We start from the raw sequence: 15253 nt of genomic DNA, 5'->3' as shown, positions 1-15253 counted from the left end.
GGGCGCGGCGCGGCGCCCCGCCTGACCCGTGGAGGGCAGGCGGGGGGGCGGCGTGGGAAGAGGCCCTTGGCGCTCCGGGTTACCCGAAGAGACCCCGCGGAGGGCCCGTGGAGCCCATCATCGTCTGTGCCGAGCTTTACATGCGTCTGGGGGACGACGAAGTGCTCGTCCTCGACTGTCGGGACGCCGCCGATTGGGAGCGTTATGACCTGCACATCCCAGGGGCCTTGCGGATGACGTGCGCGGAGATCGCCCGCGACCACCACATGCTCCCGGACGACGAGCTCATCGTCCTGTGTGGTTGCTCGCCGGACGGAAGGGACACGCGCCGTATCTGTCGTCTGCTCCGGATGAAGGGGCGCGAGGCCGTCTGTCTCGACGGCGGGCTGCTGGCGTGGGTCACAGGTGGCTTCCCCACGGAGCGGCACACCCGGGCGCCCCTCGCCGCGATGCCCCGCTGAGCACCGCGGTGGATGCGGCGCGTCGTCAAACGGTGTTATGGAGCGGGCGACATCCTCCTCTGGAGACTGGAGAAACGCCCCCATGGCCAGGCTTCGCGCGGCCCTCATCGGTGCCACTGGACTCGCTGGACAGCAGTTCATCGCCGCCCTCAAGAATCACCCCTCCATCGAGCTGACGGGCCTCGCGGCCTCGCCTCGCTCGGCGGGCAAGACGTATGCGGAGGCGCTGAAGACGGCGAGTGGCATGACGGCCTGGTTCGTCCCGGAGCCGCTGCCCGCCGAGCTTGCCGGCATGAAGGTGGTGGCCGGTGACGCGCTCCAGGCCAGGGATTACGACCTGGTCTTCTCCGCTGTGGAGGCGGACGTGGCGCGCGAGCTGGAGCCGCGGCTGGCGAAGGACATCCCCGTCTTCTCCGCCGCCAGCGCGTTCCGCTACGAAGACGACGTCCCGCTGCTGATTCCCCCCGTCAACGCCGCGCACGCGCCCCTCATCCGGGAGCAGCAGCGCCGGCGGGGCTGGAAGGGCTTCATCGTCCCCATCCCCAACTGCACCACCACCGGCCTGGCGGTGACGCTGGCGCCGCTGGTGGAGCGCTTCGGGGTGAAGGCGGTGCTGATGACCAGCCTCCAGGCCATGTCCGGCGCCGGCCGCTCGCCGGGCGTCATCGGCATGGACATCCTCGACAACGTCATCCCCTACATCCCGAAGGAGGAGCACAAGGTCGAGGTGGAGACGAAGAAGATCCTGGGCGCGCTCCGCCCAGCGGGTGACGGCCTCACGCCGCACGACGTGCGGGTGTCTTGCACCTGCACCCGCGTGGCGGTGATGGAGGGCCACACCGAGTCCGTCTTTGTCTCATTGGACAAGAAGGCCTCCGTGGCCGAAGTGACCCAGGCCCTGCGGGACTGGAAGGGCGCCGAGCTGGCCCGGAACCTGCCGTCCGCCGCACCGCGCTGGATTGAGGTGCTGGACGATCCCTTCCGACCCCAGCCCCGTTTGGACCGGGACACGCATGGCGGTATGGCCACCACCGTCGGACGCATCCGCGAGGATGGCGTCCTGGAGAACGGCTTCAAGTACGTGCTGGTGTCCCACAACACCAAGATGGGGGCCGCGCGAGGGGCCATCCTCGTGGCCGAGCTGCTGTTGGCCCAGGGCTTGTTGGGCTAAGCCCCGTCACGGGCGAGGGGGTGCACAGATTCAGGGTGCCAACGTCAGCTCGAACCACTACTCTGCGCGCCCACGGACGCGCCTGGTTTCAACCGAGAGGAGACTTTTCAATGGCCTACGTCGTTGCCGACCCTTGCATCAAGTGCAAGTACACCGACTGTGTCGAGGTGTGCCCGGTCAATTGCTTCTACGAGGGTGCCAACTTCCTGGTCATCCACCCGGATGAGTGCATCGACTGCGGTGCTTGCGAGCCGGTGTGCCCCACCAAGGCCATCTTCCCGGAGACGGAGCTCCCGGAGCAGTGGAAGGAGTACAAGGCGCTGAACGCCGACCTGTCCACCAAGTGGCCCAACATCGCGGAGAAGAGGGCCGCGCTGCCCGAGGCCGAGGAGTTCAAGTCGAAGGACGGCAAGCGCTCCTTGCTGGATCCGGCGGCGGGCTCGTAATCCGCTGACCTTCGCGTGTCCTGGGAAGGCCCTTTCGTCCAGCGGCGAGAGGGTCTTCTTCGTTGCGGGGCGCTACTCCGCGCGCAGGGAGCTCAGCTTCAACCCGCGTGACTCCAGGGCGTCGCGCAGCCGGCTCAGGTCCTCGGCGGCCACGGGGCCGTGCCGGCCCTGGATGCGCAGGGACACCTCGCGCGGGCCCGTGCGCTCGACCTCCACCGTGGCGTCCAGGCGCCCGCGCAGGCTCATGCTGAGCGCGGGCCGCTGGGACTTCACGAACACCTCGATGCGCTCGATGAGCGCCATCGCGGCCTCGGCGCGGGCGGCGGGGTTCACTTCCTCGGCTGGCGCGTGCGCGCCTCCCGCGCTCGCCGTCACCGCCGTGGCGCTCTCTGCGCCCATCGGCTCTTGGAGGGGCCTCTGTGTTTCCGGAGGTGGTGGCCCGGGAGCAGGCCGGGCTTCGGGCTGAACGGGAAGGGCGGGGCGCGGCTCCTTCGACAGCTCGCGGGCGATGAAGTCATGGAGCCGATGTTCGGTGCGCTCCTGCACCAGGGCCTGGGACTCGCTCCGGACCGCGCCCAGCCGCAGGACTTCGACATTCATCGCCTGCCGCTTGAGCCCCAGGCTCTCGGGGCTGGAGACCGCGCCGCGCTGTGCGGTGAGCACGGGCGCCGCTGCTCGGGCCAGCAGCGGGGGCGTGGCTCCGGCGCGCGCGGCGCTTGGGAGCCTCAGTCCCACGCGTTGGGGCCTGGGTGGGGTGCTGCGTGCGTCCGCTTCGTCGAGCGCCTTCTTGAAGCGCTCTGCGTCGGCGGATGACTTCGTCTGTCCGGAGCCGTTGGTGGGCTCGCGACTGTCGACCTTCATGGCATCCCTCGTGCGGTGGGCGCGAGGAGCAGAGCAGGGGGCGTGCCAGCCCCCCGACGCTGGAAAATCCTCAGTCCGACTCCCGGATGCGGTACCGCCGGGTGGATGGGCGTCCAGACGTGGGATGTGCGTCAGCGCTGCGTGCCGAAGGCGCCGGGCTGGATGGGCGCAAGTCCGGTCAGGTCGTTGACGGCCAGGGGGCACGAGGCCACGGCGGCCGGGTCCGCCAGGCTGGGCGTCTTCGCCCAGTCCCGCTCGGGGAAGATGAGGGCGTCGCGCAGCTCGATGGACGTCAGGCCCTTCTTGTACTCCCAGAAGCGGCCTCGCACGAGGACGCGGGAGCCCTTGAGCAGCTTGTTGAGGTCGGCGAACTGCGTGTCCTGCAGCTTCGCGGAGATTTCCACGCGCGGGCGCTTGGGCGCCTTGCCGAAGTTGAACTCGAAGCGCTCCGTCGTCGGCGCCTCGGGCTCCACCCACAAGAGCCGGGCCAGCATGTACGGGGCTTCCGGCTCCTCGCCCTTCTTCAGGCGCTTCTTCTTCGGTTTCTCGAGCTTGAGGTCCACCAACTCCAGCGCGCCGAAGGCGACCTCGTGGTCCAGGTAGTTCTCGCGGAAGAGGGCCTCGGCGGTGGACGCGCCCACGGAGGTGGCCCGCTGGACTTCCTGGGCATAGCGCTCCCGCAGGGCGGGCAGGGTGACCAGGAAGCTGTCCAGGGGCTTCACGCCATTGGCGAGGAAGCGAAGCCGCCCCATGTCGATGGCCGGGTAGTAGGGCGCCAGGGCCTGCGCCGTCACCAGCCACTCCTGGGGCAGCTTCCGGTCGATGAGCACGCGCCGCACCATGGCGACGAGGAAGGCGTTGCCGGGAAAGCGTGGGTTGACGAGCTGGGTGTTGAGGGCGTTGACCAGCACCGGGTCCAGCATGAAGTTTTCGTCACGCTTGTGCAGCAGCACACCGGTTTCACCCATCAGGGTCAGCATGGCCCCGAGCACCTGGGCGCAGCCGGCATCCTGGGTCCCCTGCTTGAGCCCCTGGTTCAGCTTCGACCGGGCGAAGCGCTTGTCCAGGTCCTCCTCGCGGAAGACGGGGGCCTGACCATTGCCGAAGAACAGCTCGGGCTGGGCGGTGGCGGGCATGGCCGACAGGGCCAGGGCGAGTGCGAGCAGTCGGTTGAAGCGCATGGCGCCTCGCAGCCTACCACGGCGCACGGACCCGCTGTGCGGTCGGCCCGTGGCGGCAGGCAGGCGTGGCACGGGGGGAACCCCGGCGTGCCACGGTGCTTTTTCCGCCTGTTGACCTTGCGGGCTTTTGTGTACCTTGCCCGCGACATGTCCTCTCCCACGGATACTTCCGCGCCCGTCACCATCACTCAGATCCAGAGTGAGGCGGAGCTCATGCAGGCGCTCGCCATCCGCGAGGTGGTGTTCATCGAGGAACAGGCGGTTCCCGAAGGCATCGAGCGCGACGCCGAGGACGTGCACGCCTACCACGTCATCGCCAACCAGGGCGGCCATGCCATTGGGACAGGGCGGCTGGTGATGTTGACGCAGCCTCCGGCCAACCAGGAAGGCACGTGGGGCCAGATTGGCCGCATGGCCGTGCTCCAGGCGCACCGCAAGGCGCGCGTGGGCTCCCTGTTGCTGACGTCCCTGGAGGCAGAGGCGCGTCGGCGCGGCGTCAACGGCATCATGCTGCACGCCCAGCTCTACGCGCTGGAGTTCTACAAGAAGCACGGCTACCAGCCGGTCGGCGGCGTCTTCGAGGAAGCCGGCATGGAGCACCTGGAGATGCACAAGCGCTTCTGATGTCGCCTCAACGGCGCGGTGGCCGGGGGGCTGGCGGCTGGGCATGCCGCGGGTCCTCGGGCCATGAGTGCCGGGGGTACTTGCGGCACAGCTCCTTGCGGATCGCGGGATAGTGCCGCTCCCAGAAGCCCGCGAGGTCGGTCGTCACCTGGACCGCGCGCATGTTCGGCGCCAGCAGGTGCAGCACCAGCGGGACGCGACCCGCGCAGACGTTGGGCCCCTGCGCCATCCCGAAGAAGTCCTGGAGTCGCGACTCGACCCAGGGTGGCTTGCCCGGCTCGTAGTGGACCTTGACGCCGCGGCCTCCGGGCAGCGTCACCCGCTCCGGCGCGTGCGTGGCCAGCAGCCGCTGCTGCTCGGAGGTGAGCCGTGCGTAGAGCGCGTCCAGCAGGGACACCCCTTCCAGGTCCTTGAAGCTGCGCGCGTCCGAGCACAGCGACGCCAGCGCATCGCGCAGGAAGGCGTTATCGACGGCGGGGAACCTCGCCTCGGGGAAGGCCTCGGCCAGCAGGGCCACGCGGGTGCGCCACTGCTCCAGGGCCTCCGGGTCCGCGAACTTCCCGGGCCCCGCGGCCAGCGCGGCTTCCACGAGCACGCGCGCGGTGGCCTCCGAGGCGGGCGCGGGTGTGCGGGTCTCCTCCAGGACGAGGTTCCCGTAGGACAGGCGGGTGAGGCGCTCCACACGCCGGGCCTCGGCGTTCCACTGGAGGGTGTCCACGTCCTCCAGGGTGTCCGGGTAGAGGTCGAGCAGCCACTCCGGCTCCACGGCGCTGGCCAGCCGCACCACGGCGCCCTTGCCGGGGCGCTCCTCGGCGTCGGCGGCCACCATGAGGTCGGCGTCCTGGACCACGCTCACGTCTGACAGCGTGGCCGTCCCGCCTCCGAACATCAGCAGCTCCGGCGCACGGGGGCGGCGGCGCCGGGCGACGCGGTCGGGGTAGCCCGCGAGCACGCTGAGCATCAGCGCCTGCTCCACGTCCTCGGGCCGCTGGGGCCGGGCGCCCTGGCCACGCACCGCGCGCCGCAGCTGTTTCTGGACGCGGTCCACGGACTGCACGGCGCCGGCCTCCAGGGAGAGGGAGTGCATGCGGCCCGACGCGAAGTTCGCGCGCTCGGCTTCGCGGAAGCGCTCGAGCAGCTCCAGCAAATCGGACGGCCCGCTGACGGTGGCGGCCGGACGTCCTCCCTGGCCCAGGTTGGCGCGGGCCTCTCGGCGGATGTCGCGTTCGCCCATGAGGGCGGCGAGCACGGCGGCCTCGGCGCCCACACCCCGGCGCTCACCCTCGACGATGATGCGCGCCTGTCGGGGGTGGACGGGGAAGCGCAGGAGCCGCTCGCCCACCGCCGTGACGGTGCCGGCGGGGTCGACCGCGCCCAGCCGGCGGAGCAGCGTCTCCGCGGCGTCCAGGGACGCGGCCGGGGGCGGCTCGAAGAAGGGGAAGGCGGCCAGGTCGGTGATGCCGGACGCGCGCAGGGAGAGGACTGTTTCGGCCAGGTCCGTGCGGCGAACCTCCGGTGCGTCCTGCTCCGGGCGGCCGTCGAAGTCGTGCTGGGTGTAGAGGCGCAGACAATGGCCCGCGCGCGTGCGGCCCGCGCGACCCGCGCGCTGGATGGCGGAGGCGCGGCTGACCTTGGACAGCTTGAGGGTGGGCAGGCCGGACCAGGGGGAGTGGGAGGCGACGCGCGCGAGCCCGGAGTCGATGACCACCGCCACGCCGTCGATGGTGACGGACGTCTCGGCGACGTTGGTGGAGAGGATGATCTTCCGCCGCGAGCTGCGCCGCACGGCGCGGTCCTGCTCGGCGGGGGACAGGTCGCCGTGGAGGGGGAGCACGTCGGCGCCGTGGCGCTCGGCGAACTCGGCGCAGGCGTCGCGCGCGCGGCGGATTTCGCCGGCGCCGGGGAGGAAGACGAGCACGTCGCCATCCAGGCCCTGGGCGAAGAGCCGCTTGATGCCGGAGAGCACCTGGTGGTCCAGGTGGCGGTCATCGGGCGCGGGCAGATACTCCACGCTCACGTCGAAGCGCCGGCCCTCGGAGCGAAGCGAGGGACACCCGCCGAGGTACGTCCGGATGGGCTCCGCCTCCAGCGTCGCGGACATGACGACGACCTTGAGGTCGGGGCGCGCCGTCTCCTGGAGGCGCCGCAGCAGGGCCAGGGAGATGTCCGCGGACAGGTGCCGCTCGTGGAACTCGTCGAGCACGACGATGCCCACGTCGCGCAGCTTCGGGTCGGAGAGCAACCGGCGGCCGAGGACGCCCTCGGTGACGAAGGACAGGCGCGTCTTCGCGCTGCGCACGTCCTCGAAGCGGACCTGGTAGCCCACGGACTCGCCCACGCGCTCGCCCAGCTCCTCGGACACGCGCTGGGCGGCGAGCCGCGTGGGAAGCCGGCGTGGCTGGAGGACGATGATTTCCTTCCCCTGCCCGAGCCCGGCCTCCAGGAGCGCGCGAGGCACGCGCGTCGTCTTTCCCGCCCCCGGAGGCGCTTCGAGGACGAGCGAACGCGCGCCCCGCAGCGTGGAGACGATGTCCGGCAACAGGGGATCGATGGGAAGCGCGACGTCCGCCATGGCCCGGTGTCCTTTAAGGCGTGTCCGCCTGCGAGGAAGCCTTCTTCTTCCGGACGCGAGGCGCCTGTGCCTCACTCGGGGCCGGAGGTTCAGTGGCCTCGATTGAGGCCGGCTCCGCTGCATCGGCCTTCTTGCGGCCCCGGCGCGCGCCGCGTGGCGCGGTGGAGGATGCTTCGTCACGGGCCCGCGCGGTGGCCACCTCGGGGGCCGCGGACTGGAGGTCGTTCGGCTCCGCTCCATCCGTGGCCTTGGGAGGCGCCTCGCCCTTTTCAGCCCGGGCCGGATCCTCCGCGGCGGCCTTGCCCGCGAGTTCCGTGCCCGCAGGCGCCGTCTCCGGCTGGGGAACGGTGCCATCGCGCGGCTCAGAAGCAGTGTTCGCGGAGGCTACGTCGGCTTCAGCCGTGGACGGCGAGCTCTCGTCCTTCAGCTCGGCGCCACCGGCAGCTCCCGAATCGCCACCGGTGTTCGAGTGCGCGTCGCCCGAGTCCTGGCTCACCTCCGGGTTGGCTGCGCTGGCGGACGCTACGCCACCCGGTGCGGCCCCCTCCTTCGCCGTGTCGCCACCTGCGTCCAGGGCCGCGACCTCGGCGAGTTCGGCCTCGGTGGGCTCCATGGAGTCCGTCGGCTCATCGAAGCCAGCCAGCGCGTCGTCGGAGAACGTCAGTCCTCGTCCCGCGCGGCGCTTGGGCTTGAGGTTCAGCCCGGCGGCCTCATAGACGGTGGGGGCGGGCACGAGCGCGGCTTCGGCCAGCAGGCGCGCCTGACGAAGGGACTGCTCGAGCTTTCGGCCCAGCGACACCAGCTCCTCGCGAAGGAGGGTCTCCTGTTCCAGCGACAGGGGGGATGGCTCATGGCTGGAGCGCCAGGCGGTATGGGCGTTCAGCACCTGCTCCATGACGGGCCGCACGAGCGCGAAGTCCTCCCGGGCGAAGATGCGCGTCACATACGCGCTCTTCGTGCGCCGCTCGTAGGACGTCGCGTACTCGAGGACGGCTTCGCGGGGGGCGCGCCGCAGTTGCGGGAACTTCAGGTGGGGGAAGAGGGCCTCGATGACGGGCGCGCGGCTGCTGGCGGTGAAGGTGATGCCGGCGAGCAGCTTCTCCAGCACGTCCACCCACAGGCCCTGCTGGTGGAACGCATATTCCTCGCGAGCCTCTTCCAGCTCAGGAAGGTCCTTCACACGGTCGAGCACGCCCTCGGTGGGCGCGCGCGCGGTGCGCACCAGCTCCAATGCGGTGGTGAGCCAGCCCTTTTCGGCGTCGAGGCCGGGTCGGCCGGTGAGCATCTCTCCCGCCGTGGCGAGGCGAGCCTCGAAGGCTTCGGCGAAGCGGATGAGCTCATACGATTCGAGCGTGGACGACATGCGGCGGCTCCTCGGAAGGGCGGCGGGAGATAGCACACCCGGCGTCGAGCACCGAGTGGCCGGGCAGGGGCTTCAGCGCCCGCCGAGCAGAATCTCCAAGGCCTGGGGATGCGAGAAGTCAGGAAAGGCGACCGTGGCCCCTGCGTCGATGAGGGCCTGCACGGAGAAGGTCCCCGTCCCCACGCCGATGCACTCTGCGCCGACGCCGTGGGCCGCATGGACGTCCTTGGGCGTATCGCCGATGACGACGACCCGGCACTCCTCCACGGGGACGCCCAGCTTCGCGGCGCCGGCCCTGGCGCCGCAGCGAATCAGCTCGGTGCGGTCCTCGTTGTCGCAGCCGAAGCCGCCGAAGTCGAACTGGTCGTAGATGCTCACGCGCTCCAGCTTCACGCGAGCGCCCTCTCGGACGTTGCCCGTGCCCAGTCCCACCGCGAACCCGGACCGCGAACGGGCTTCCTTCACGGCCTCGCGCATGCCGGGGAAGACGCGGTAGCGCTGGTCATCCACCTTGTGGACCTCTTCGGCGAGGTGGGCGACGTAGGCGTCGATGACCGCGTCGATGGCCGCGACCGAGTCTTCCACGCCGATGAGGTGCATCGCCTTGCGGACGATGGCCCGGTCGGTCATGCCGGACATTGGGAACGAGTCGCACGCGTCCCGCCGCCCGTGCAGCTTCTCGAAGGCGGCTTCCATGGAGCGGCGCCCCGCGCCGCCAGTGGTGACCAGGGTTCCATCGATATCGAAGAGGAGGACGGTGGGACGCATGGCCCCCATTTAATGGAGGCCCCGTGCCGACGCGAGCCCGGAGTCAGGCGGACCGCGTCCGCTCAGGGCTCGACGAGCGTGAGGCCACGCTGGAGTGCCTCGCGGACCAGGGCGCGCTCCTCCACCGGCAGCCGGTCCTCCAGCGCCTGGCGGGCCTGCTGACCACCCAGGCGTCCGAGCGCCACGGCCACGGCCTCCCGGACCTGTGACTCCGGGTCCCGCAGCCGGGTGATGAGCGTGGGGATGGCGTCCAGCCCCAGGCACCGGCGCAGGGCGTCCGCCGCGCTGGCACGCACCTCGGCTGGGGCCTTCGCGTCTTCGAGCACCTCGCGGATGGTCACCGCGCCGCCTGAAGGGTCCACCAGCGCCAGGGAGGACACGGCGAGCGTCCGCCGCGCGGTGGGTGTGCCCTTGTCCACGACGAGCGCTGACAGGACAGGTGCCGCTCCGGGCCCCAGGCGCTTCCATGCGTCATCGGATGGGGCTCCAGTCCGCGTCGTCGCATCGAGGAGTGCGACCACCTGGGCATGGACGTCGGTGTCTAGCGAGGGCGCGCTGGTGGCGAGCAATGGCTCCGAGCTGGCGGAAGCGCTCACTCGGGCCAGGCCCCCGGACCCCGCGAGCAAGACGCCGCCGAGCACCACGGAGCGCCAGGCGAGACGGCGGACGGACCAGGAGGGAACAGCGCCAGGACGCGGGGGGAGGGTGGTCGTCATGGGGGCTTCCCGGACGGAAGGGGACGTTTCCGTTTTATACGTCATTGGTGCCGCGGCGGGAGGCGAAGGCCGTTATGGTCGGCGCGTCATGGCCGGACGGGTCCTCTTCTTCCTTCAGCACGCCACGTATGAGCCGGCCTTCCAGGCCGCCACCATGGGAATCACCGCCGCGGCCATGGGGGACGAGGTGTACTTCGTCTTCGCCTTCGATGCGCTGCGCCAACTCGTGGGTGGCGCCTATGGTCAGCCGTCGAGCGAGCGCGAGCACGAGGAACTCACACGCGCGGAGTCACTCGGGGTGTTGGCGCCGCCGCGGATGCTGGCGGAAGCGCGCACGCTGGGCGCGAGGCTGATCGCCTGCGACACCACGGTGCGCATCTGCGGCTACGCACCGGAGGCGCTGGAGGGCACCTTGGACGAGGTGATGGGCATGGCCTCCCTATGGCGACTGACCGCGGGCGCACGGGTGCTCACCCTGTAGTCGGTGGGCTGTGGGCCCACGTACGCCGCTCTTGGCCGCTTGGGCATCGCTCTGGCTGTAACGTCGCAGTGGCATCCAAACGGCCAGGAATCTGTCCGCCGATGCTGTAGCGCCCGACGGGAATGACGCGATAACCTGTGGGCACGCCGTACCCCCTTTGGAGAACCCGGCCGCGCGGGAAGCTCCGCGTCCCCCAGTAGCAGAAGGAATTCATTGCCTATGCGCTCCAAGCTGCCCCTCCTGAGTGCACTCTCCGTCGGCGCCATCGTCCTGGCCTGTCAGACGTACGACTTCGAGCCGGTGGAGCCGCTGGCCATCGCGCAGACGACGGTGGAGGAGGTCATCAACGCCCGTCGGAGCAAGCCCAACATCATGTTGATGGTGGACACCTCCGGGTCGATGACGTTGCCGGTGAATCCGTCGCCTGCCTGCGACGTGGAGTTCGAGGGAAGCATTGTCCCTTGTGGTGGTGAGGCGACATGCAATGTGGATGTCTGCCCCACGCGGTGGACCGCACTGCAGTCGGTCGTTCCTCAGTTCCTGGAGAACAGCGGTCGTTTCGTGCGTTTCGCGCTGACGACGTATCCCGAAACACAGGGAGGGACGTCGATTCCGGACCTGTGCCGTGCCTCCACTGCTGGCTCCCTGCTCAAGACGCTGCCGGAGCAGGAGGATGACGATTCACTGCTGGCGCATGCCAATGAGATCAACACCCTGCTGCAGGGTATCCCCAATGGCGGTGAGGGGCGGCCTCTCGGGGGCACGCCGACCAGCGGAAGTCTGAAGTTCGTGGGGGGGCTTGAGGGACTCCAGGACCCCAACCGGCAGAACTTCGTCATCCTCCTGACGGACGGTTTGCCGAACTGTAACGCTGCGAACCCAAATAGCGGTGCCGACACGGCGTTGTGCAAGTGCACCATCGAGAACAACCAGTGCCAAAGTGGCTACCTCCACCGTGGATGCCTGGACTCCGATGCCTCCGTGACTGCTGTACGCGAACTTCGCGAGAAGGGCATTCAGACCATCGTCATTGGATTCGGCGCGGAGACGGCGGTGGGGGATGGGCCGGCGGTGCTGGAAGCCATGGCCCAGGCGGGAGGCTTCAAGCGTACGTGCAACGCGGAGCGCCCGTGTGGCGAGGGCGACACCTGCAACCCGACCACGGGCCTGTGCAACCGCTCCTTTTTCCAGGCCGGTAACCAGGCTGAGCTTGCAAGTGCTCTGGAGGAGATCAGCAAGGCAGTCGTCCTGGAGGACCCTTGCCTGATCAAGCTGGATGGTCCCCAGCGCCCGTCCGACCCCAAGCTGCTCGTGGTCTACGTGGAAGGCGAGCGCACGCTGTCCAGCGACAGCACGTGGACGCTGGAGGAGGATGGCGTGGTCTTCAAGGGGGAGACCTGTCAGCGCATCCTCAACTCCACCCCGGAGGCGCCCGTGCGGATTGAAGTGCGGGCCATCCGTCAGCGTTAGTCCAGCGGTTCGCGGGGCGGCTTTACCCGGCGAGGGGCGGGGTTTATAGGTCCCTCCCTCCCTGGAACGGCCGCCCTGCTCATGAAAGCCACCATCCTCTCGCGCTCCGCTTCCATCCCGTCCACCCGGCGACTTGTCGAGGTGGCGCGCGCCAGAGGACACCGGGTGCGGGTCCTCAACCCGCTCCGAGTGCAGATGCACCTCGATGGGCGCAGCGCCACGCTCTATTACGGCCGCAAGAAGCTGGCGCCCACGGACGTCGTCCTCCCTCGCATCGCCCAGTCCATCAACACCTATGGCTTGGCCGTGGTGAATCAGTTCGGCCTGGCGCGGGTCCCGCTCGTCAACCACGCGCAGGCCATCGCGCAGTCGCGCAACAAGATGCGCTCGCTGCAGTTGCTCTCGGCGCACGGCATCGACATCCCTGCGACGGTGATGGCCCGTGACGCGGCCCACCTCAAGGAGATGGTGGGCTTGCTGGGCGGCGTGCCCGTCCTCGTCAAACTGCTGCAGGGGCAGGAGAAGCACGGCGTCATGGTGTGTGAGAGCCTCCAGTCGCTGGAGGCCGCGCTCGAGGCGGTCCTGGGGCTGGGGCACAACCTGGTGATGCAGGAGTACGTGAAGAGCACCGGCATCGACGTCCGAGTGCTCGTCGTGGGAGGGCAGGCGGTGGCCGCGGTTCGTCGCCGCCCGCGCGCCGGACGCCTGGCGCACACCCTCATCAAGGGGGCTCGGCTGGAGGCGCACGAGCTGTCACCTGCCCAGCGAGCCACCGCGGAGAAGGCCACCCGGCTCATCGGGCTCGAAGTGGCGGCGGTGGACCTGCTCGACGTGCAGGGACAACCCAAGGTCTTCGAGGTGAACAGCTCCCCCGCGCTTCCTGAAATGGAGGCGGTGACGGGCGTGGACCTGGCCTCACTCATCATCATCCGCGCGGAAGCGCTCGTGGCGGGGGCAACGCCCGTGTCCGTGCCAGACCTGTCGCCTCCGTTGGCCCTGCCCGCGTCATCTGAGCCCGCTCAGCTCCCAGTGGCCCGGAAGGGCTCGGGTCGCCGCGCCAGGACCGGCGAAGGCGGCGCGTGAAGAGAAAGACGGCTCCCGCCGTCTCAAGCGTGATACGCACCCCCGCTTCCAGGAGACGCCCATGCTTCGCCGCCGACGCCTTTCCTCCCTCGCCGCCCTGTTGGCGGCAGTGACCTGCTCCGTGCCTGTCCTGGCCGCGGACGTGGATCCGACCTCGCTGTATGAGGTCTCCACCGAGGGGACCTCGACCCAGGTCAAGGCAGGGGAGAAGGGGACTTTCGTCCTCGCCATCAAGACGAAGGCGGGTGCCCATGTCTCCGACGAGGCACCGTTGAAGCTCGAGGTGAAGGGGAGCCAGGTGACCCCGGCCAAGGAGAAGCTGGTCCTGGCGGACTCCGTGGCGAAGAAGGCCGAGGGGCAGGACTTCGCGGACCCTCGCTTCGAGGTCCCCTTCACGACGGCCGCTGCGGGCAAGGGCACCGTGGACGCGAAGCTCGTCTTCTTCATCTGCACGGAGAAGCTCTGCGCACGTCAGCAGAAGACGTTCTCCCTTCCTGTCGAGGTCCTCTGAGTCCCCATGCGTGAGCGTTCTTCCAAGAGCGGCCGCGGTGAGCGCGGGAGCGAAGAATCCCCCCAGCGCGCCAGCCGGGGCGAGCGTGGAGGCGGCGAAGCCTCCCGCTTCGTCTACGGGGTGAATCCAGTCCTGGCGGCCCTTCGAGCCCGGCCAGACGAGGTGGAGCGCTTGTTCCTGGTGGAGGGGCAGCTCGGCGCCCGAGCGGCGGGAGAGCTGCTCAGCCGGGCTCGCGAGTTCGGCATTCGCGTGGAGAAGGTGACGCGCGAGCGCCTGGGCGCTCTGTCGGAGGGCGGCGTTCACCAGGGCGTGGTGGTGGAGTTGCGCGGCTTCAAGTACGCGGAGCTGGAGGACCTCCTGGCAGCGGCCAAGGCTCAGGGCCAGCCTCCGCTGGTGGTCGTGCTGGACGGAATCCAGGACCCACACAACCTGGGGGCCATCATCCGCTCCGCGGATGCGCTGGGGGCCCACGGCGTGGTCATTGCCAAGGACCGGGCGGTTCAGGTGACGGGGACCGTGGCCAAGGCGTCGGCGGGGGCCGTGGAGCACAGCCGCATCGCGCGGGTGGTGAACATCTCCCGGGCCCTGGAGGAACTGAAGGAAGCCGGCCTGTGGGTCGCCGCGGCGGACGTCGACGCCAAGGAGCCCATGTGGAGTGCCCGGCTGGATGGGCCGCTGGCGCTCGTCGTGGGGGCCGAGGGGGCAGGCGTCCGGGACGGGGTGCTCAAGCACTGCGACTTCCGCCTCCGGATTCCGATGGCGGGTCAGGTCGGTTCATTGAATGCGTCCGTTTCGGCCGGCATTCTGCTATACGAGGTCGCCCGCCAGCGGGGCACCGTCTCCGGCCGGTAGTCGAAGTTTGGGATCAATCTCCTTGACTTGGGCGGACGGGAATTCTAGAAGGGCGCCCCTCTCAGGGCGGTGACGGGTGGTTGACGGAGTCGCTGGGGCGGGGTAGGGCGGCAGTCGCAGTACCGGATGAGTGCCGGTGTAGCTCAGCTGGTAGAGCAACTGATTTGTAATCAGTAGGTCGCGGGTTCAAATCCCGCCGCCGGCCAGGTAGGACGGGGCCGCGGATGAGGGCCCGGGATGTGGTAGTAGGACAAGTGAATATCTGGAGGGATACCCAAGCGGCCAAAGGGAGCAGACTGTAAATCTGCCGGCTCTACGCCTTCGATGGTTCGAATCCATCTCCCTCCACTCGGCAATTGCGGGAATAGCTCAGTTGGTAGAGCGTCAGCCTTCCAAGCTGAATGTCGTGGGTTCGAGTCCCATTTCCCGCTCCAAATGTTGTAGTCACAGCATCGCCAAGCCCTGATAGCTCAGTTGGCAGAGCGCATCCTTGGTAAGGATGAGGTCACCAGTTCAATCCTGGTTCAGGGCTCCATTTATTTTTGAGGAGTGTCATGGCCAAGGAGAAGTTCGAGCGTAACAAGCCCCACGTGAACATCGGCACGATCGGACACGTGGACCACGGCAAGACGTCGCTGACGGCCGCCATCACGAAGGTGCTGGCGAAGACGGGCGGCGCCACGTTTCTGGCGT

The 15253-nt window shown here is 69.3% G+C and carries 16 protein-coding genes and 4 tRNA genes; 14 read left to right on the top strand and 6 right to left on the bottom strand.

Annotated elements, in window-relative coordinates; genetic code table 11:
- The first annotated feature begins 107 nt into the window (after positions 1-107).
- The 3 genes from HV824_RS20500 (at position 108) to fdxA (ending at position 2078) form a co-directional block, all read left to right on the top strand.
- Positions 108-461 carry a rhodanese-like domain-containing protein gene (locus tag HV824_RS20500; protein ID WP_176418539.1) on the top strand — a complete coding sequence of 118 codons (354 nt, stop codon included), beginning with the start codon at positions 108-110 and terminating at the stop codon, positions 459-461.
- 82 nt (positions 462-543) lie between these two features.
- A complete protein-coding gene (asd, locus tag HV824_RS20495) occupies positions 544-1632 on the top strand; it encodes an aspartate-semialdehyde dehydrogenase (protein WP_176418538.1) in 1089 nt (362 codons plus the stop codon).
- A 110-nt stretch (positions 1633-1742) separates the two neighbouring features.
- A complete protein-coding gene (gene fdxA, locus HV824_RS20490; protein ID WP_176418537.1) occupies positions 1743-2078 on the top strand; it encodes a ferredoxin FdxA in 336 nt (111 codons plus the stop codon).
- Positions 2079-2150: 72 nt separating this feature from the next.
- On the opposite strand, the gene HV824_RS20485 is transcribed toward fdxA, so the two are convergent.
- On the bottom strand, positions 2151-2939 hold the full coding sequence (locus HV824_RS20485; protein WP_176418536.1) for a hypothetical protein: 789 nt from the start codon (positions 2937-2939) through the stop codon (positions 2151-2153).
- Positions 2940-3070: 131 nt separating this feature from the next.
- Positions 3071-4120 carry a hypothetical protein gene (locus HV824_RS20480; RefSeq protein ID WP_176418535.1) on the bottom strand — a complete coding sequence of 350 codons (1050 nt, stop codon included), beginning with the start codon at positions 4118-4120 and terminating at the stop codon, positions 3071-3073.
- A 147-nt stretch (positions 4121-4267) separates the two neighbouring features.
- On the opposite strand from HV824_RS20480, the gene HV824_RS20475 reads away from it, so the two are divergent.
- Complete coding sequence (locus HV824_RS20475) at positions 4268-4744, top strand: GNAT family N-acetyltransferase (RefSeq protein WP_163783480.1); 477 nt, start codon at positions 4268-4270, stop codon at positions 4742-4744.
- Between the two features lie 7 nt (positions 4745-4751).
- Here HV824_RS20475 and hrpB read toward each other — a convergent pair whose 3' ends face one another.
- The 4 genes from hrpB to HV824_RS20455 all read right to left on the bottom strand — a co-directional run bounded on the left by hrpB (position 4752) and on the right by HV824_RS20455 (position 10163).
- Positions 4752-7316: an ATP-dependent helicase HrpB gene (hrpB, locus tag HV824_RS20470; RefSeq protein WP_176424023.1), complete on the bottom strand. Its 2565-nt coding sequence runs from the start codon at positions 7314-7316 to the stop codon at positions 4752-4754.
- Positions 7317-7329: 13 nt separating this feature from the next.
- Entirely contained in the window at positions 7330-8679 is a 1350-nt protein-coding gene (locus HV824_RS20465) for a hypothetical protein (protein WP_217917574.1), read from the bottom strand.
- 72 nt (positions 8680-8751) lie between these two features.
- Positions 8752-9456 carry an HAD family hydrolase gene (locus tag HV824_RS20460; RefSeq protein ID WP_176424021.1) on the bottom strand — a complete coding sequence of 235 codons (705 nt, stop codon included), beginning with the start codon at positions 9454-9456 and terminating at the stop codon, positions 8752-8754.
- A gap of 53 nt (positions 9457-9509) precedes the next feature.
- Positions 9510-10163, bottom strand: a complete 654-nt coding sequence (locus HV824_RS20455) for a HEAT repeat domain-containing protein (RefSeq protein ID WP_176418530.1) — start codon at positions 10161-10163, stop codon at positions 9510-9512.
- 88 nt (positions 10164-10251) lie between these two features.
- Here HV824_RS20455 and HV824_RS20450 point away from each other — a divergent pair, with 88 nt between their 5' ends.
- The 10 genes from HV824_RS20450 to HV824_RS20405 form a co-directional block, all read left to right on the top strand.
- A complete protein-coding gene (locus HV824_RS20450; RefSeq protein WP_176418529.1) occupies positions 10252-10644 on the top strand; it encodes a DsrE family protein in 393 nt (130 codons plus the stop codon).
- A gap of 219 nt (positions 10645-10863) precedes the next feature.
- Positions 10864-12114, top strand: a complete 1251-nt coding sequence (gene cglB, locus HV824_RS20445; RefSeq protein WP_176418528.1) for an adventurous gliding motility lipoprotein CglB — start codon at positions 10864-10866, stop codon at positions 12112-12114.
- An 81-nt stretch (positions 12115-12195) separates the two neighbouring features.
- Complete coding sequence (locus HV824_RS20440; protein ID WP_176424020.1) at positions 12196-13197, top strand: RimK family alpha-L-glutamate ligase; 1002 nt, start codon at positions 12196-12198, stop codon at positions 13195-13197.
- Between the two features lie 61 nt (positions 13198-13258).
- Positions 13259-13708 carry a hypothetical protein gene (locus HV824_RS20435; RefSeq protein WP_176418526.1) on the top strand — a complete coding sequence of 150 codons (450 nt, stop codon included), beginning with the start codon at positions 13259-13261 and terminating at the stop codon, positions 13706-13708.
- Between the two features lie 6 nt (positions 13709-13714).
- On the top strand, positions 13715-14560 hold the full coding sequence (gene rlmB / locus HV824_RS20430) for a 23S rRNA (guanosine(2251)-2'-O)-methyltransferase RlmB (protein WP_176424019.1): 846 nt from the start codon (positions 13715-13717) through the stop codon (positions 14558-14560).
- Between the two features lie 132 nt (positions 14561-14692).
- Positions 14693-14765, top strand: a tRNA-Thr gene (locus HV824_RS20425).
- Positions 14766-14824: 59 nt separating this feature from the next.
- A tRNA-Tyr gene (locus tag HV824_RS20420) sits at positions 14825-14908 on the top strand.
- A gap of 10 nt (positions 14909-14918) precedes the next feature.
- A tRNA-Gly gene (locus HV824_RS20415) sits at positions 14919-14994 on the top strand.
- Positions 14995-15019: 25 nt separating this feature from the next.
- Positions 15020-15095, top strand: a tRNA-Thr gene (locus HV824_RS20410).
- A 19-nt stretch (positions 15096-15114) separates the two neighbouring features.
- Positions 15115-15253: GTP-binding protein (locus tag HV824_RS20405; protein WP_228556459.1), on the top strand; the 139-nt coding region annotated here is incomplete at its 3' end.

Origin of the sequence: Myxococcus sp. AM009 (genome assembly GCF_013372605.1) — a bacterium.
GTDB classification, from domain to species: domain Bacteria; phylum Myxococcota; class Myxococcia; order Myxococcales; family Myxococcaceae; genus Myxococcus; species Myxococcus vastator.
Note: the sequence above shows the minus strand (reverse complement) of the source record. Positions and strands in the feature narration are given on the sequence as shown.